Source organism: Frateuria sp. sgz306004, assembly GCF_057750885.1.
In genome coordinates this window covers 1-16946 of record NZ_JBYLFE010000005.1, presented here as the reverse complement: position 1 = coordinate 16946, position 16946 = coordinate 1, and the positions used below count along the sequence as shown (strand labels likewise).

Sequence of the window (16946 nt, the reverse complement as noted above, 5' to 3'; positions counted from 1 at the left end):
CTTGACGTGCGAGGCTTGCAGGTCTTCTCGAGAGTGACGCCAGAGGATGGGGTGCGCGCCGGACGCCGGTGGCCGGCCCACGTTCGTTTCTGATAGCTTGTCGGCCCGGCCGCGCTTACGCAGCCGGTTCTGGCCTACGCGTTGCGCAGGAATGGCGCGTCGGTGGGAGCGGTTCGGTCATGGAATGGCATGTGGAGTGGACGTAGTCCCCGCACGGCTGGCCTATCGGATCCGAAGGCGATGCAGTGCGGCGAAAGCCAAGGGCACAGCATGGCGAGACAGGCTTTCAGGGGAGAACCGCCATGCTGTTTCATGTTGCCCAGATGCCGGCGGCCGGAGCGTCCGCTTCCAGGCGAGGATGCTTGCCCGGGACAAGCTGGGTCGCTGAAGGGACCATCGCTGGCCGGTCGTCTGCGCCCGTGGAGGGCAACTGGCCGCTAGACCCATACGCTGTTCGGGCCCGCGAGGTCCTCAAGCCGGCCTTTGAGGTGCCGGTGAACGACATGTTGTGCGCTGAAGACACGGATGCTGCGCAGCCGATGGCGCAAAGGGCGCGGGTCGAGCGGAAGGGCTCACGCCTTCAAACTCACCAGCGGGTGCGTGCGGAAGAATGGCGTCGTATGCTGGCGTCGCTGGATGTATTCACCCGGCAACTTCCCCAAGCTACTGCGCCACACGCCGACGTGCTTCGTTTGACCGGTATCCATCACCCTCTATTTTGCGCCTGGTCGGAAACATGAGCGCTCCATCATCGGGCCATGCGGATGATCTGTTGCATCTGCTGAGAACGAGTCCTGCGCGCGTGCAGGCCTCCATGTTGGCGCAGGCCCTCGCCGGGGATCGCGGATCGCAGCTCGCGGTGGCGCAGATGTACCTGGAAGGCCTTGGTTGCGAACGCAACACCGCGGAGGCCATGTACTGGTTTCAGCACGCCGCGCACCAGGGCGAGGCGCATGCCATGAATATGCTGGGCCGCATCCACGAGAACGGCTGGGATGTGCCGGTCAACCATGAACTTGCCGTGGTGTGGTATCGCGAAGCCGCCGAGCATGGTTTGGATTGGGGCATGTACAACTACGCGCGCGTGCTGGCCAACGGTCGAGGCGTACCGGTAAACCGTACGGAGGCGTTCCGTTGGTTTGGCCAGGCAGCGCAGGCTGGGCATGCGCGTGCCATGCATTGCGTTGGCCAATACCACGAGTTCGGCTGGGAGACGCCAGTGGACCTGGCGCGCGCCTATGCGTTGTATCGATGCTCGGCGGAACTGGGCGATTACCGTGGCAAGTGCAGTTGGGCCTCGGTGCTGGCCGAGCAGGGGCATATCGCTGAAGCGTGCGCGTTGCTGCGCTCGGCCATGCACGTTGCCCCGGCGTACTTCGTCGAGGCCCTGCGCAGCGATTTGCGCCAGTCGCCGCATCCTGAATTGCGGGCAGTTGCGGCCGAATCCACTTGAATCGGTTTGCCCTGGGGCTGGCCGGTGCGCGCATACACGCACGCACCGGCCGCGCGATCATGCCCAGTTGTTGTCGTCGAAACCGCCGTCGCTGTTATCGTCGAAATCGTTGGACGCAAAGTCGTTCGAGGCGAAGTCGTTGCTGTCGCCGCGCCGGGAGCGGTCGTCGTCGTAGTAATTGTTGGTTTCGGTGATGTTCTCGACCACCGTGGGCTGGCTCGTGCCGCCCCCGAAGAAGCCGCCACCGCCATGGTGCCCGCCAAGCAGGTTCTCGATACCGTCGAACAAGAACATGCCGCCGGCAACACCGGCCGCCGTGGTGGCTGCCTGGGCGAGGAAGCCTGGCGCGGCCGCTTGTGGCGCAGGAGCGGGCGGGGCACCGAACAGACGTTCACGCCAACCTGGTGCACGCCAACCTGGTGAGGCCTGTGGCTGCGCCGGAGGTGCTGGCGGGTAGGCTGGCGCGGCGCCCCATGCAGGCGCCTGGCCGCCGAGGAAGCTTGTGTTGGAGGACTGGCTCTGCACCTGGGCCTGCAACTGAGCGATCTGCGCCTTGGCCGCCTCCAGCGCTTGCTGCTGCAACAGGCTGCGCTGCACCAGCAGATACAAGGCATCGGGGTGCCCATCGAGGCGCGTGCGGATCAAGGCGTCAGCCTGGGCGTCCTTCGCCACGCCGCCTGCGCTGGCCAGGCGTTGAAGAAAATCTTCGAGCAATTGCTGTTCTTGCGGGTTCATAACGAGCGGATCTCCGTGAGACGACGTATGGCGAACACCATGGCGGCAAGCATGCCGGGCAGGCAGTGCCGGAAGTGTGCCCTCGTACGAAGACATCAAGGGGCCATCTGTTTTTATTTGCCTGGCAGTCAGGCTCATCCATCATGTGCGCGATGCAAGCAAGGTTTGCGCAAGTTGTTGCCGACTCAGGGCACCATGACGTAGCCGTTTTTGCCGTTCTGCTTGGCCTCGTACATGCCTTGGTCCGCCAGGCGAAGCACGTCGGATAGGCTGGACGACGCACGCATGCGGGCGATGCCAACGCTCACGGTCACTGGGTGTTCGTAGATGCGCAAGGATGCGATGTGATCGCAAAGTTCTGCGACGAAGCGCGTGACTGCATTTGCGCTACCGGGAACGAGTACGCCGAACTCTTCTCCTCCCAAGCGCCCGTGAGGATGGTGGTTGGCATAGCGCTTGATCTGGGTAGCGACCTCGATCAACACGGCGTCGCCTGCCTCGTGCCCATACGTGTCGTTGATGTACTTGAAGTCGTCGATGTCGATAAGCAGGAAATAGGACTCCTGCGTCACTGCATGTGCATGGCCTTCCTGCAGTAGCTCCATCAGGCCGCGTCGATTGCAGATGCCGGTGAGCGCGTCGTAGAAGGACAGTCGGATGAGTTCACGTTGAACCAGAAAGTTTTTCTTCCGCTCCAGGAAGAACAGGTGATTGAGAATCGCACCCAAGACAGTGCAACCCACCACCAAGAGCACGATCCAGCGAAAATCGGAGGCCTGCAACAGGGCCGACGCCTGGTCGAACGACACGAGTGCCCATACCACCACCGCGGCAAATAGAAAGCTCCAGCTATCGACGAACAAGGGCGCCATGCCAACCGTAATCATCAGGCCTACGGGCAACACCCAGAATTCGGGGTGCTCGGCGCCGACGATGTTGCTGTTAAAGATGCATAGGGTGATGGCGAGGGTGCTGAGGCAGGAGCCTATCGTAAGGGAGGTCCGGTTTCGCGACAGGGCCGTCGTCGTCAAGCCCATCGCCGCGCAGCAGAGGCCGGCGATGGTGATGCCCATATCGAAGGGCGCGCCCGGGCGAGCGAAAAAGCGCGACAACGCCCATCCCAGCATGCCAAATAGCTGGATAAGCAACGTTCGTCGACGCAGCTTCTCTACGGAATAGGTCCAGAACAGCTGCCACTCTGCTTTACCGCGTAGTCGCGCCTGGGTGTCGAGAGCCAACAGTTTGCGCTGGAATCGCATGTCAAACCCTCCGCCGAAGTCATTGCATCCAGTGGCGGAGGGCGGTGTCACCGAATCGCTGCCATGCTGGCCCGTCATGGTACGTAGGGTGAGCACCGGACTCAGCACGATCAGTGCGTCGTAGCGTGTCGGCCGATGCGGTGAAAGCGGCCGGGTAAAGGCGAATGATTCGCAGGCGGCCACCCAAAACAAAACAGCGCTCCGTGCTTTGGCACGAAGCGCTGTTCTGACGATCTGAATGGTGGAGCGGAGGAGGATCGAACTCCCGACCTTCGCATTGCGAACGCGACGCTCTCCCAGCTGAGCTACCGCCCCACACGAGCCGCCGATATTACCAGCGTGGTTTGGCGTTCGCCAAGCCCCTGGGTGTGGGGTCGGTCAGGGGAGCAGGCGGGGCAGCTCATCCTGCAGAACCGTCCTGCGCCAGCCCTCGAGAAAATCCGGCCACTGCGCGGTTACCACGTATTCTTCCAGTACTTTACGTGGGCAAAGCAGGCCCGCCGGAACGTCCAGCTCGGCCGCGATGCGGTCCACGCTGTCCTTCATCGCCGCGAGGGCTCGCTTGGCCTCGCCCTGAGGGGTTTCGAGGATCGGCGCGGTGACGGCGATCTCGTCGGCTTCGACAGGGCGGCCGAGTACATCCAGCAGCTCCTGACGCTGCGGCGCGCGCAGCGCGCGCTGCCCGCGCGTGCGCTGCTCAAGTTCGTTGCCGGAAGCCGGACGATGCTGCACCAGGCTCATGACGGCCGCATCCTCCAGCAGCCAGGGGCGAGGGCGATCGAGTACGCGCGCGGTGTGGTCGCGCCAGAGGAGAACCCGTCGAAGCAGGGCACGCTGTTCGGGCGACCATTCGGTAGCGCTGCGAAAGCCGCGATGCGGTTGCGGATCGCCTCCGCGATAACAGGCGCGTTGCTTGAGGCGCTCGCAATCCTCCGCATGCCATTCGCTGCGCCCGCGCTGGGCGAGGCGTTCGGCGAGTTGCTCGTGCACGGGCTTGAGGTACACCACATCCAGCGTTGCATACGCGCGCTGCGAGGTCGTCAGCGGGCGTTGCAGCCAATCGGAGCGAGTCTCGCCCTTGTCCAGCTCGGCACCGACCAGTTCGGCCACCAGCGCGCGATAGCTGATGCCCAGGCCCATGCCCACGAAGGCCGCGGCGATCTGCGTATCGAACAGTTGGCGAGGACCATGCGGCAGCAGTGGCGACAGGGCTTCCAGGTCTTCGCTGGCGCTATGCATGACGGTGACGGCGTCGCCCGCGCCCATCAGCGGCTGCAAGGCATCGCCTATGGCGAAGGCGGTGGGATCGACCAGGGCATAGCGCCCGTTCCAGCCGAGCTGGATCAGTGCGAGCTGCGGGTAAAAGGTGTTGCGACGCATGAACTCGGTATCGAAACCAAGCGATGCGTCCGCGGGCAAGGTGGCCAGCCATTCCTGCAAGGCCTCGCGGTGATCGATCCACGCAGCCTCGGGCGCAAGGTGAGAGTCTTGGTGCATGCGTCTTCCTGATGATGCAGAACGCGCATCCGCGCATTGTCCTGACATCGGTTTGTGCCTATGGTTAAGCGGTGCACGATAGCAGGCCGCCCAAGGACGCCCAACCATGCCGAGCAAGGAAACCGTAAGACGCCAACGCGCCTTTGGCGGTGCCTTGGGTGTGGCCGTGCTCGGGCTGGCGCTGGTCTATCACTTTTTTCCGCGGGTTTTCCATGTCGAGCCGTCGGCGATCAACACCAAGCGGGCGATGAACATGGGGCCGAGCTACGCAGCCGTGCCTGCCGCGCGCACTGTACAGGCGCCCAGCATCCCCGAGATCGACGCCGGCCCGCCCCTGACCCTGGCGCCCACCGAGGTGATTGCCTCGCGCATGGTCAACAAGAACGCAAAGCTGCCCGAGCAGCTCAGCGCGGATACCCCCGAGGTCGAGGCCCTTATCACCCGGGCTGAAAAGGCGTTGCGGGCAGGCCAGCTCGCCGGTGACCAGGACGGTGCGGCGGCCTTGTTCGAGCAGGCGCTCAAACTCAAGCCCGACAGCCGTCGCGCAGTGCAGGGCCTGTATGACGTGCGCGCGAGGCTGATCGCGGAGATCAATCAGGATCTGGCCATTGGCGACGCCGAGGCTGCCAGCGACCTGATCGACGCACTCAAGACCGTGCCCGACTCCACCGATGACGTGGCGACGTTGCAAACCAAGCTGAAGACCTTGAACCAGGTGCGTCCGCTGCTGGCCAAGGCCGCCGCGTTGCTGCAACAAGGCAAGGTAGACCAGCCGCCCGGCGACAACGCGCTGGAGCTGTACCGCCAGGTGCAGCAGTTGGACGCCGAGAACGCGGTGGCGCAGCAGGGCGTACTCCAGGTACAGCGTGCCGTGCTGGATCGTGCGTTGGCAGCGGTTGCCCAGAACGACTTCAAGGGGGCCGACCAGGCGCTGGCCGAGGCCGCTCAGGTGCTGCCCGACTCCTCGGCCTTGCGCGATGTGCACACGCGGGTGGACGGCATGCGCCAGGCGCGTGCGGCCGGCATCCTGACCCAGGCCCGCTCGGCGCTCGACGCCGGCAACCTCAGCCTGGCCCAGCAATTGGCCGATCAAGCCAAGGGCATCAGCCCCGACCTGGCGGGGCTGGCGGATTTCAACGAGCGCATCACCAATGCGCGCCTTTATGCCAGCTACAAGCCGGGGCAGGTGTTTGCGGATCGTTTCGTGGATATTCCTGGCCAAACACCCTCGATGGTGGTGGTTCCCACCGGTACCTTCGCGATGGGCGCGCCTGACGATGAGTCCGGCCGCCAGGACGCCGAGACGCCTCGCCATGACGTCACCATCGGCAAGGGCTTTGCGCTCTCCCGTACGGCCATCACGGTGGGTCAGTTCCGCGAGTTCGTGCGCGCCAGCGGCTACCAGCCCGACTCCGTGAAGCTGGGTGGCGCGAGTGTGTATGACGAGGGCACCGGCGCCATGCGCGACGATGGCAGTGCCACATGGCAGGACGACTATGCCGGCAAGCAGGCGGATAACCGTATGCCGGTGGTCAATATCTCGTGGAATGATGCCAAAGCCTACGCGGACTGGCTCAGCCAGCGCACCGGCAAAACCTATCGACTGCCCAGTGAAGCCGAGTTCGAGTATGCGCTGCGCGCAGGTACCACCTCGCGCTACTGGTGGGGCGACGGGGCGCCAACGAGCAAAGTGGAAAACCTCACGGGTGGCAGTGATCGTTCACCCAGTGGTCGGCGCTGGAGCAATGCCTTTTCCGGCTACCGTGACGGCTTCTGGGGGCCGGCACCGGTCATGAGCTTCGCGCCCAATCCCTTTGGGCTCTACGACATGGGCGGCAACGTATCGGAATGGGTGCAGGACTGCTGGCACGACAGCTATCTACGCGCGCCACGCGATGGCAGCGCCTGGGTCAACCCTGGTTGTGGCGTGAGAGTGATTCGCGGCGGCTCGTGGGGTAGTTCGCCCGAACAAGTGCGCTCGGCCTATCGGCAAGGGGCTGATGCCAGTGTGCGCAGTGGCCGGGTGGGCTTTAGGGTGCTTCGAGAGCTTTAGAGTGCCGCTGACGTCGCTTGTCGAATGACGCGCGATGCATGCCCTTAAACGCGAGACGTTTCCCCGCTTGTGCTGGTGCCATGGCGAACCGTAAAATGGCCCGCTTTCGTGTAAGGGAATCATCGACTTAGGGTGCATTTCCCAACGGCTGGCGGGGTGGGGTGAGATGGCGTTTCGCCTGGTAATTCCCTTCCAAATCCGATGCTTGCGGGTAGTTCCTCTTGGTTGTTCTGATGCGAAAGTGGCGGAATTGGTAGACGCACTGGATTTAGGTTCCAGCGGGTAACCCCGTGAGGGTTCGAGTCCCTCCTTTCGCACCATCCCTTTGTGTTTATGCAGGCGGCCGGGGGCCGCCAAGCGCCTTTTGACGGGCGCTCTTACCGGTACACCAGGAGACGTCATGCAGGTTTCGGTTGAAAACGTCGGCAAGCTCGAGCGCAAGCTCACGGTGAAGTTTCCCGCGGAGCGCTTCGAGTCGCAGGTAAGCGCACGCATCGCCGAGATGGGTCGCACCGTGCGCCTCAAGGGCTTCCGTCCGGGCAAGGTCCCGACTGCGGTGATCCAGCAGCGTTTCGGCGACCAGGTGCGTGGCGAAGTCCTCTCCGACCTCATCGGCAGCACCCTGCGCGAGGCTGTGACCCAGGAGAACCTGCGTCCGATCGCCAACCCGTCGATCGACACCACTGGCCGTCCGGAAGCCGGCGAGATCTCCTACACGGCCACCTTCGAGGTGATGCCGGAGTTCCCGGAAGTCGACGTCGCCAAGCTGGAAATCAGCCGCCCCGTGGCGGAAGTGACCGACGCCGACATCGAAAAGATGATCGAAACCCTTCGCCTGCAGCGTCGCAGCTTCGACCCGGTCGAGCGCGCCTCGGTCGAGGGTGATTTCGTGATGTTCGAGTACTCCGCCGAAGTTGGCGACTACCGTTTCCCGGCCGAAGGCCTGGAGCGTGCCGGTAGCGTGCTGGGTTCGGGCAACCTGTTCAAGGCGCTGGACGACGTGCTGACCGGCCGCAAGGCCGATGACGCCTTCGATGCCGACGTCGAGTTCCCGGCCGATTTCCGCAACGAAAACCTTGCTGGCAAGACGGCCAAGTGCCACTTCACCATCATCAAGGTGCAGGAGCCCAAGCTGCCGGAAGTGAACGCCGAGTTCGCCAAGCTGTTCGGTATTGCAGATGGCGACCTGGAGCAGTTCCGCAAGGAAGTGCGCGCCAACCTCGAGCGCGAACTGAAGGCCACCCTGATGGCCCGCCTGAAGTCCGAAGTGGCCGAAAAGCTGGCCAATGCCCACGACTCGCTGGACGTGCCCAACGTGATGGTGCAGTCCGAAGCGCAGGCCATGGCCCAGGGCAGCGTGCCCCGTGGCCAGCAGGTGCCGCCGCAGCTCATCGAGGCCGCCGCCCCGATCGCTCGCAAGCGCGTCATTGCTGGTCTTCTCATGGGTGAGATTGCCCGCAAGCAGTCGCTCTCCATTGATCGCACCCGCCTGGCCGAGCAGCTCGCTGCGATCGCCTCGACCTACGAGGAGCCGGAGAAGGTCATTGAACTCTACAACCGTGACCCCCAATTGATGTCCGGGCTGCAAAATCGCGTGATGGAAGACCAGGTAGCCGAGTGGGTGGCCGATCACGCCGCCACCACGGTACAGAACCTGGCCTTCGACGAGGTGATGCGCCCGGTCGGCGCCTGAGGCATCCTTCAGGCCAATCAACCGGAGAGCGACACGCATGGCTATGGACCCGATCCAGAACCTCAACCTGGTACCGATCGTCGTTGAGCAGACCGCTCGCGGCGAACGTTCGTACGACATTTACTCGCGCCTGCTGAAGGAGCGCGTGATCTTCCTCGTGGGCGAGGTGAACGATCAGGTTGCCAACCTGCTGGTCGCGCAGATGCTGTTCCTCGAGTCGGAAAACCCCGATAAGGACATTCATCTGTACATCAACAGCCCAGGCGGTGCCGTCACCGCCGGGCTGGCGATCTACGACACCATGCAGTTCATCAAGCCGGACGTAAGCACCATGTGCATCGGCCAAGCTTGCAGCGCCGCATCGCTGCTGCTGATGGCTGGCGCCAAGGGCAAGCGTTACTCGCTGCCGAACTCGCGGGTGATGATCCACCAGCCGTCGGGCGGCGCCCGCGGCCAGGCAACGGATATCGAAATCCAGGCCCAGGAAATCCTGTACCTGCGCCGTCGCCTGAACGACATTTATGTTCAGCACACCGGCCAACCGCTGGAAAAGATCGAGCGGGACATGGAGCGCGACCGCTTCATGAGCGCCGAGGCGGCCAAGGAGTACGGCCTGATCGATCTGGTCCTGGACCGTCGCGCCGTCGAATCGGTGAAATCCGCCTGATTTCAGGCGCCTGGCCCAAGGGTTGCAAGCGGTTCCGCGTCTCGATGCAGACGCGGAACCCTGTGCTATTCTCAAACCGCAATCGATTTATCAGCAGGATCCAGGCATGAGCGACGACCGTCAGGGCCGTTCCAACGACAGCGGCAAGATTCTCTACTGCTCCTTCTGCGGCAAAAGCCAGCACGAGGTACGCAAGCTGATCGCGGGTCCCTCCGTGTTCATCTGCGACGAGTGCGTAGAACTCTGCAACGACATCATCCGTGAGGAGCTGGAGGAGAAGGCCGCTTCCGGGCGCAGCCAGCTGCCCAAGCCCCGCGAGATCATGGAAACGCTCGACCAGTACGTGGTCGGCCAGACCCGCGCCAAAAAAGCGCTGGCAGTGGCTGTCTACAACCACTACAAGCGCATGGAGTCGCGTCAGAAGAGCGACGAAGTCGAGTTGGGCAAGTCCAACATCCTCCTGATCGGCCCCACCGGTTCGGGCAAGACGCTGCTGGCCGAAACGCTGGCGCGCCTGCTCAACGTGCCGTTCACCATCGCCGACGCGACCACCCTCACCGAGGCGGGCTACGTGGGCGAGGATGTGGAAAACATCATCCAGAAGCTGCTGCAGAAGTGCGACTACGACGTCGACAAGGCGCAGTCGGGCATTGTGTACATCGATGAAATCGACAAGATCTCGCGCAAGAGCGAGAACCCGTCGATCACTCGCGACGTGTCGGGTGAGGGCGTGCAGCAGGCACTGCTCAAGCTGATCGAGGGCACCTTGGCGTCGGTGCCGCCGCAGGGCGGTCGCAAGCATCCGCAGCAGGAATTCCTGCAGGTGGACACCAAGAACATCTTGTTCATTTGCGGCGGCGCCTTTGCCGGCCTGGAAAAGGTGATCCAACAGCGTTCCGAAACCGTAGGCATCGGCTTCTCGGCCGAAGTGCGCAGCAAGGAGCGCAAGGAAAACCTTGGCAAGTTGCTCTCCGACGTGGAGCCGGCGGATCTGGTGCGTTACGGCCTGATTCCCGAATTCGTTGGTCGTCTGCCAGTGGTTGCCACCCTGGACGAACTGGACGAGGCCGCGCTGGTGCAGATCCTCACCGAGCCCAAGAACGCCGTTACCAAGCAGTTCAAGAAGCTGTTTGAAATGGAAGGCGTGGAGCTGGAGTTCCGTCCCGAGGCTCTGCAAGCCATCGCCCGCAAGGCGCTCAAGCGCAAGACGGGGGCACGTGGCCTGCGCACCATTCTCGAGCAGGTGCTGCTCGACACCATGTACGAGCTGCCTTCGTTGGAGCATGTGAGCAAGGTCGTGGTGGATGATGCTGTGATCGATGGTCAGGCCGAGCCATACTTGATCTACCGCGGCAATCTCAAACAGCCGCGAGCAGCGGGCGAGGGCGGCGACGCCGCCTGAGTGGCCTAAAGGCCGTAAGGAATCTCACGATGGCCCCGGCAGCACTGCCGGGGCCATTTTGTTTGCGTGAATTGTCATGCACTTGTGCGACTGCCTACACGCCACCACTTGACGTATAGAGGGCCCCGGCGCAGTGTCGGGGCAAAGAACGCAATTCATCCTGAGAGATTCTCTTCGATGGCAAAGAACGCTCCCAACCCCCAAGCCACCGGAGCCGCACTGGACGCCCTGCCAGTGTTGCCGCTGCGCGACGTGGTGGTGTATCCCCATATGGTCATTCCGTTGTTTGTCGGACGTGACAAATCCATGCGCGCGCTGGAGCGCGCCATGGAGGGGGAGCGCCAGATTCTGTTGGTGGCGCAAAAGAGTCCCGACATCGACGACCCCAAGATTGGCGACCTGCACGAAATCGGCACACTCGCCGGCGTGCTACAGCTGCTCAAGCTCCCCGATGGCACCGTGAAGGTGTTGGTGGAAGGGCAGGCTCGCGTTGCCGTGGAAAACTACACCGAGGACGGCGGCATGCTTACCGCCACCTCGCGCATCATCGAGCCCGTGTACTCCAACAAGGAGCGCGAGCTGGACGTGGTGTCGCGCACGCTGGTGTCGCTGTTTGAGCAGTTGGTCAAGCAGAGCCGCAAGTTGCCACCCGAGGTGTTGGCGACGCTGTCGGGTATCGACGATCCCTCACGCGTGGCGGACTCCATTGCTGCGCACCTGTCCGTGCGCATGGCGGACAAGCAGAAGGTGCTGGAAACCGCTGACGTTGGCCAGCGACTGGAACTGTTGATTGGTCTGGTCGATGGCGAAATGGATTTGCAGCAGGTGGAAAAGCGTATCCGCGGCCGCGTTAAGTCGCAGATGGAGAAGAGTCAGCGCGAGTACTACCTCAACGAACAGATGAAGGCCATCCAAAAGGAGCTCGGCGAGAGCGAGGAAGGCCCGAACGAAGTCGAAGAGCTGCAGAAGAAGATCGACAACGCAGGCATGCCCAAGGCTGTGTTGGCGAAGGCGCGTCAGGAGTTCGGCAAGCTTCGCCAGATGTCGCCCATGTCGGCGGAAGCCACGGTGGTGCGCAACTACCTTGATTGGCTCGTGGGCGTGCCCTGGAAGAAGAAGAGCAAGGTCCGCAAGGATCTTCAGCTCGCCCAGGACGTGCTCGATGCAGATCATTTCGGCTTGGAGAAGGTGAAGGAACGCATCCTCGAGTACCTGGCAGTGCAGCAGCGCGTGAACACCATGCGTGGCCCGATCCTGTGCCTGGTCGGTCCGCCGGGCGTGGGCAAGACTTCGCTGGGTCAGTCCATCGCCAAGGCCACCAACCGCAAATTTGTCCGCATGAGCCTGGGTGGCGTGCGCGACGAGGCTGAGATTCGCGGCCATCGCCGCACCTACATCGGCTCCATGCCGGGCCGCATTGTGCAGAACCTCAACAAGGTCGGCACGAAGAATCCGCTGTTCGTCCTGGACGAAATCGACAAGATGTCCATGGATTTCCGTGGCGATCCGTCGTCGGCGTTGCTGGAGGTGCTCGATCCCGAGCAGAACCACGCGTTCAACGATCACTACCTGGAGGTCGACCTCGATCTTTCCGAGGTCATGTGGATCGCCACGGCCAACTCGCTGAACATTCCCGGCCCGCTGCTCGATCGCATGGAGGTCATTCGCATCCCGGGTTACACCGAGGACGAGAAGCTCGGTATCGCGCAGAAGTACCTGTTGCCCAAGCAGCTCAAGGCGAATGGTCTGAATCCCGAAGAGCTGAGCGTGGACAGTGAGGCCATTCGCGATATCGTGCGCTACTACACGCGCGAATCGGGCGTGCGTAATCTCGAGCGCGAGGTGTCCAAGATCTGCCGCAAGGTGGTGAAGGAACTCACGCTGGCGCAGGTCAGCAGCAAGAAGGCCGACGTCAAGAAAGCAGCGACTAAGAAGACCGGTGCAGCGGTAAAAACGGCCAAGGCGAAGAAAGCCGTCGCCGTCACCTCGGCCAACCTGGAGCACTATCTGGGCGTGCGTCGCTTCGATTTCGGACGCAAGGAACTGCAAAACGAAGTCGGCTTGGTCACGGGCTTGGCCTGGACTCAGGTGGGTGGCGACCTGCTCAGCATCGAGGCATCGGTGGTGCCCGGCAAGGGGCGTCTGGTCAACACCGGACAGCTTGGCGATGTGATGAAGGAATCCATCCAGGCGGCGCTGTCGGTGGTGCGCGCGCGTGCCGACCGACTCGGTATCGATCCAGAGTTCCACCAGAAGTTCGATATCCATATCCACGTGCCGGAGGGCGCCACACCCAAGGATGGACCCAGCGCGGGCATCGCCATGTGCACGGCGTTGGTGTCGGCCTTGACCAAGGTGCCGGTGCGCTCGGAAGTGGCGATGACGGGCGAGATCACCTTGCGCGGCCGCGTGCTGCCCATCGGTGGCCTCAAGGAGAAGCTGCTCGCTGCGCATCGCGGCGGCATCACCACCATCATCATCCCGGACGAGAACAAGAAGGACTTGGCGGATATCCCGGACAACATCACCGGCTCTCTGGATATCCATCCGGTGCGCTGGATTGACGAAGTGCTGGACATCGCTCTGGAGCGCCCGCTGCAGCCACGCCAGGCCGGTGAAGGCGACAACGCCGGCAAGGTGGAGGCGCCGCACGACGACAACGCGGACGATGCTGCGGAGTCTTACGCCCGGCCGCATTGAATGCGTGATCCAGGTCGCTGAAAAAACGGGCGGGTAACCGCCCGTTTCTTTCTGTGCAACTCTTGCGCAATCGTCTGGTGCCTTAACGTCTTGCAAGCCTGTTTGCAAGCATCCGCAAACCTGCCTGAATCGTGGGAACCCTTGGTATTGCTTGTCATTGCGGACCCTGGGGGGCACTGGTATAAAGGCGGCACCGCAGCCTGACGCCGAGCACGATGCGCAGTGATGCGGGGTTGCTTGGCGATGGCTTGGTGCTAGATCGCACATGACGTCGCCTGGTCCCAGAATGACCATGCGGGCTGCATAACCGTTTAAGGGAGTGTCTCAATGAATAAAACCGATCTGATCAATGCCATTGCCGAGAAGGCCGAACTCACCAAGGCCGACGCTGGCCGTGCGCTCGAAGCGTTCTTCGAGACCGTGCAGAAGGCGCTGAAGAAGGGCGACGACGTGTCGGTGGTGGGCTTTGGTACCTTCACCGTGCGCAAGCGTGCCGCTCGCACCGGCCGCAACCCGCGCACCAATGAGACGATCAAGATCAAGGCCTCGAAGGTTCCGGCTTTCAAGGCTGGTAAGACTCTCAAGGATGCCCTAAACTAAGCGACTACTTGCTTGGTTTTGGGTGCTTAGCTCAGCGGTAGAGCGTCGCCCTTACAAGGCGAGGGTCGTAGGTTCGATCCCTACAGCACCCACCAGAAAAATGCGGAGCGGTAGTTCAGTCGGTTAGAATGCTGGCCTGTCACGCCGGAGGTCGCGGGTTCGAGTCCCGTCCGCTCCGCCACAGTTCGCAAGGGCGCCCGTGTGGCGCCCTTGCCATTTAAGCCCCGCGCACATGGTGCGCCGAACAACGAAAGCCGGGAACATTTCCATGCTGCAGGCAATGCGTAACAAGCTTCACGGATGGCCTTCCATCGTCATTCTGGGCATTTGCGTTTTCGCTATCTCGTTCTTCGGCATCGAGTCCTACTTTTCTTCGCGGACCGACACCTACGTCGCCATGGTGGGCAAGCACGAGATCTCCCCCCGGGATTTCCAGGAGCGCATGAACAATGCGCGCCGCGACGCGATGGTGCGCATGGGCGATCATTTCGATGCCGCCGCCTTCGAGCGGCCGGAAACCAAGCGTCAGATCCTGGACCAGCTCATCAACGAGGAGTTGTTGCGTCAGGCCAACGACGCGCTGGGGTTGAAGGTGTCCGACCTCACCTTGCGCGAGCGCATTGCAAACGCCCCCGATTTTCAGGTGAACGGCCAGTTCGATTCCGGCACCTATCGCGCCGTCCTCGCCGCACAGAACATGACGCCGGCGATGTTCGAAAGCAGCCAGCGCGCTTCGCTGGAGCCGGGTCTGCTGCCGCGCGCCATTATTGAAAGTGCCATCGTCACCGATGCCGATATGGATCGCTACCTGGGTCTGCTTTACCAGCGACGCGACGTGCGCTGGTTTGCCGTGCCGCACCCGACGCTGGCCGACACCAATGTCACCGACGCCGAGCTTGATGGCTACTACAAGGCGCACCAGGCCGATTTCATGAATCCGGAGCAGGTGTCGCTCAAGTACGTCGAAGTGAATGGCGCCGACCTCAAGATCGACGCACAGCCGAGCGAGGACGAGCTCAAGAAGCGCTACGAGGAGCAGAAGCAACGCTTCGTGCAACCGGAGCAGCGGCTGGTGTCGCATATCCTGGTGAATGTGCCCAAGAACGCCACGCCCGACCAGCAGAAGGCTGCCCTGGCGAAGGCCGAGAAGATCGCCAGCGAGGCGACGGCGGCCAATTTCGGTACGTTGGCGGCACAGGATTCGGACGACCTGGGTTCCAAGCGTTCGGGCGGTGACCTGGGTTGGCTGGAAAAGGGCGTGACCAACCCAGCCTTCGATTCGGCCTTGTTCGCGCTGCAAAAGGGACAGATCTCCAAGCCCGTGCTTTCGGACGAGGGCTACCACGTGCTGTTCCTGCGCGATGTGCGCAGTGGTGACGCCAAGCCCTTTGCGGAAGTGCGCGACCAGATCGCCAAGGACTACCTAAGCACCGAGCGTGACCGCCAGTACAGCGAGATCGCCGGCAAGCTCACCGACCAGACCTATCAGAACTCCTCGTCGCTGGAGCCGGCGGCACAGGCGTTGAGCCTGCCGATCCAGACGACTGGCCTGTTCTCGCGTAAGGGTGGCGAAGGCATTTCGGCCGATCCCAAGCTGTTGGCAGCGGCGTTCTCCGATGACGTGCTGGTTCAGGGCAATAACTCTGGCCTGATCGAACTGGGTCCCGATCATGCCGTGGTGGTGCGCGTCGATAAGCATCTGCCTGCGGCGGCACGCCCACTGACCGAGGTGCGCGACCAGGTGCGCCAGAAGATTCTGGACGAGCGCGTGGCCGCCGAGGCGCAGAAGCGCGCCGACGCACTGCTGGCCCGCCTTCAGAAGGGCGAAGATATGCAAACCGTGGCCGCCTCGGTCAGTGGCAACCTGCAGTCGGTCGCCGACGCCGTGCGCATGCAGCCGAGCATGCCGCCGGAAGTGATGGAGCAGGCGTTCCTGCTGCCCCATCCGGAGGCCGGCAAGCCTCAGTTCGCGCGCGCGTCCATGCGTGACGGCAGCTTCGCGCTGGTGGCGGTGGACAAGGTGCAGCCGGGCGACCTGTCCAAGATTTCGGCCGAACAGCGCACCGAGCTGCGCGGGCAGATGGGTCAGGCCTATGGTGTGCTCGCTACGCAGGCCTTCATTGATGCCTTGAAGGCCAAGACGACCATCAAGATTGCCGCTGACCGAATGTAAGCAACGCATCACGCGGTACGAAAGAAGGGCGGCCTTGTGGTCGCCCTTCTTTGTTGCCGCCGGCCGTGATGGGGCCAGTTACAGGGCGGCCCCCATGAGGTGATAACCCGCGTCGACGTGGATGATCTCCCCGGTTACTCCCGAGGCGAGATCGGAGCACAGAAACGCACCAACGTTACCCACCTCATTGATAGTGACACGCCGCCGCGATGGGGCAGGCGTTTCCGCCTGGCCTAGCAACGGCGAAGCGTTGGCGATGCCGGAGGTAGCGGGGGCGTTGATCCCGCCGGCCGAAATGGCGTTGACGCGGGTGCCCTCAGCGCCCAAGTCCAAGGCCAAGTAGCGGACGCTTGCCTCCAGGCTGGTCTTGGCCAGGCCGATCACGTTGCCATGGTCCATCGCTTCGTTCGCGCCTAGACCACTCAGGGTGAGAATGGCCCCGCCGCGCTCGCCCATCTGTGGGCGAAAGGCTTTGGCGAGTGCGATCAGGCTGTAGCTGCAAATTTCGTGTGCGATGCGGAAACTCTCTCGCGAGAGCACCTCCAGATAACGGCCCGGTAAAGCTTCTTTCGGTGCGGGCCAAACAGCGTGGACGAGAATGTCCAAGGGCGGTGTCAATCTAGAAGTGCATCATCGATGGCTTGGGCGAGGTCATCACGCCCCATCGCACGCATGAACATCTCGGCAGGACAGTGGTAGTCGAGGGTCGCTCGC

Annotated in this window: 12 protein-coding genes and 4 tRNA genes; 11 read left to right on the top strand and 5 right to left on the bottom strand. The window is 62.7% G+C overall.

From position 1 onward, the window contains the following. Window positions 1–736 precede the first annotated feature (736 nt). Window positions 737–1453, top strand: a complete 717-nt coding sequence (locus AC3G2C_RS11475) for a tetratricopeptide repeat protein (RefSeq protein WP_488384744.1) — start codon at window positions 737–739, stop codon at window positions 1451–1453. A 57-nt stretch (window positions 1454–1510) separates the two neighbouring features. Here AC3G2C_RS11475 and AC3G2C_RS11470 read toward each other — a convergent pair whose 3' ends face one another. From AC3G2C_RS11470 to AC3G2C_RS11455, 4 genes are all read right to left on the bottom strand, one after another. After that, window positions 1511–2188: a DUF2076 domain-containing protein gene (locus AC3G2C_RS11470; protein WP_488384743.1), complete on the bottom strand. Its 678-nt coding sequence runs from the start codon at window positions 2186–2188 to the stop codon at window positions 1511–1513. A gap of 185 nt (window positions 2189–2373) precedes the next feature. After that, on the bottom strand, window positions 2374–3630 hold the full coding sequence (locus tag AC3G2C_RS11465) for a GGDEF domain-containing protein (RefSeq protein WP_488384742.1): 1257 nt from the start codon (window positions 3628–3630) through the stop codon (window positions 2374–2376). Between the two features lie 56 nt (window positions 3631–3686). Next, window positions 3687–3762, bottom strand: a tRNA-Ala gene (locus AC3G2C_RS11460). A gap of 63 nt (window positions 3763–3825) precedes the next feature. Then, entirely contained in the window at window positions 3826–4944 is a 1119-nt protein-coding gene (locus AC3G2C_RS11455; RefSeq protein WP_488384741.1) for a ribonuclease D, read from the bottom strand. Between the two features lie 106 nt (window positions 4945–5050). Between AC3G2C_RS11455 and AC3G2C_RS11450 the strand changes: the two genes are divergently transcribed. The 10 genes from AC3G2C_RS11450 to AC3G2C_RS11405 all read left to right on the top strand — a co-directional run bounded on the left by AC3G2C_RS11450 (window position 5051) and on the right by AC3G2C_RS11405 (window position 16232). Next, on the top strand, window positions 5051–6997 hold the full coding sequence (locus AC3G2C_RS11450; protein ID WP_488384740.1) for an SUMF1/EgtB/PvdO family nonheme iron enzyme: 1947 nt from the start codon (window positions 5051–5053) through the stop codon (window positions 6995–6997). A gap of 235 nt (window positions 6998–7232) precedes the next feature. Next, window positions 7233–7317 (top strand) — tRNA-Leu (locus tag AC3G2C_RS11445). Window positions 7318–7397: 80 nt separating this feature from the next. Further along, window positions 7398–8690 carry a trigger factor gene (gene tig / locus AC3G2C_RS11440; protein WP_488384739.1) on the top strand — a complete coding sequence of 431 codons (1293 nt, stop codon included), beginning with the start codon at window positions 7398–7400 and terminating at the stop codon, window positions 8688–8690. Window positions 8691–8727: 37 nt separating this feature from the next. Then, window positions 8728–9357: an ATP-dependent Clp endopeptidase proteolytic subunit ClpP gene (gene clpP, locus AC3G2C_RS11435; protein ID WP_488384738.1), complete on the top strand. Its 630-nt coding sequence runs from the start codon at window positions 8728–8730 to the stop codon at window positions 9355–9357. 106 nt (window positions 9358–9463) lie between these two features. Then, on the top strand, window positions 9464–10759 hold the full coding sequence (gene clpX, locus AC3G2C_RS11430; protein WP_488384737.1) for an ATP-dependent Clp protease ATP-binding subunit ClpX: 1296 nt from the start codon (window positions 9464–9466) through the stop codon (window positions 10757–10759). 177 nt (window positions 10760–10936) lie between these two features. After that, the gene (gene lon / locus AC3G2C_RS11425; protein WP_488384736.1) at window positions 10937–13459 is read left to right on the top strand and encodes an endopeptidase La; all 2523 of its coding nucleotides are present in this window, start codon (window positions 10937–10939) and stop codon (window positions 13457–13459) included. Between the two features lie 327 nt (window positions 13460–13786). After that, window positions 13787–14059: an HU family DNA-binding protein gene (locus AC3G2C_RS11420; protein ID WP_019465590.1), complete on the top strand. Its 273-nt coding sequence runs from the start codon at window positions 13787–13789 to the stop codon at window positions 14057–14059. Between the two features lie 20 nt (window positions 14060–14079). Beyond that, window positions 14080–14154, top strand: a tRNA-Val gene (locus AC3G2C_RS11415). A 9-nt stretch (window positions 14155–14163) separates the two neighbouring features. Further along, window positions 14164–14240: transfer RNA gene (locus AC3G2C_RS11410), tRNA-Asp, on the top strand. Window positions 14241–14327: 87 nt separating this feature from the next. Continuing rightward, window positions 14328–16232 (top strand): SurA N-terminal domain-containing protein, encoded by a 1905-nt coding sequence (locus tag AC3G2C_RS11405; protein ID WP_488384735.1) that lies wholly within the window; start codon window positions 14328–14330, stop codon window positions 16230–16232. A gap of 78 nt (window positions 16233–16310) precedes the next feature. On the opposite strand, the gene AC3G2C_RS11400 is transcribed toward AC3G2C_RS11405, so the two are convergent. Then, window positions 16311–16838: an enoyl-ACP reductase FabI gene (locus tag AC3G2C_RS11400; protein WP_488384734.1), complete on the bottom strand. Its 528-nt coding sequence runs from the start codon at window positions 16836–16838 to the stop codon at window positions 16311–16313. Window positions 16839–16946: the final 108 nt, after the last annotated feature.

What these genes read in the sequence shown, in the direction of transcription:
- AC3G2C_RS11450 (WP_488384740.1), top strand. Translation starts at nt 5,051, where the DNA reads ATGCCGAGCAAGGAAACCGTAAGACGCCAACGCGCCTTTGGCGGTGCC.
- AC3G2C_RS11405 (WP_488384735.1), top strand. Translation starts at nt 14,328, where the DNA reads ATGCTGCAGGCAATGCGTAACAAGCTTCACGGATGGCCTTCCATCGTC.
- AC3G2C_RS11455 (WP_488384741.1), bottom strand. Translation starts at nt 4,944, where the DNA reads ATGCACCAAGACTCTCACCTTGCGCCCGAGGCTGCGTGGATCGATCAC.
- AC3G2C_RS11420 (WP_019465590.1), top strand. Translation starts at nt 13,787, where the DNA reads ATGAATAAAACCGATCTGATCAATGCCATTGCCGAGAAGGCCGAACTC.
- clpP (WP_488384738.1), top strand. Translation starts at nt 8,728, where the DNA reads ATGGCTATGGACCCGATCCAGAACCTCAACCTGGTACCGATCGTCGTT.
- clpX (WP_488384737.1), top strand. Translation starts at nt 9,464, where the DNA reads ATGAGCGACGACCGTCAGGGCCGTTCCAACGACAGCGGCAAGATTCTC.
- lon (WP_488384736.1), top strand. Translation starts at nt 10,937, where the DNA reads ATGGCAAAGAACGCTCCCAACCCCCAAGCCACCGGAGCCGCACTGGAC.
- AC3G2C_RS11475 (WP_488384744.1), top strand. Translation starts at nt 737, where the DNA reads ATGAGCGCTCCATCATCGGGCCATGCGGATGATCTGTTGCATCTGCTG.
- AC3G2C_RS11470 (WP_488384743.1), bottom strand. Translation starts at nt 2,188, where the DNA reads ATGAACCCGCAAGAACAGCAATTGCTCGAAGATTTTCTTCAACGCCTG.
- tig (WP_488384739.1), top strand. Translation starts at nt 7,398, where the DNA reads ATGCAGGTTTCGGTTGAAAACGTCGGCAAGCTCGAGCGCAAGCTCACG.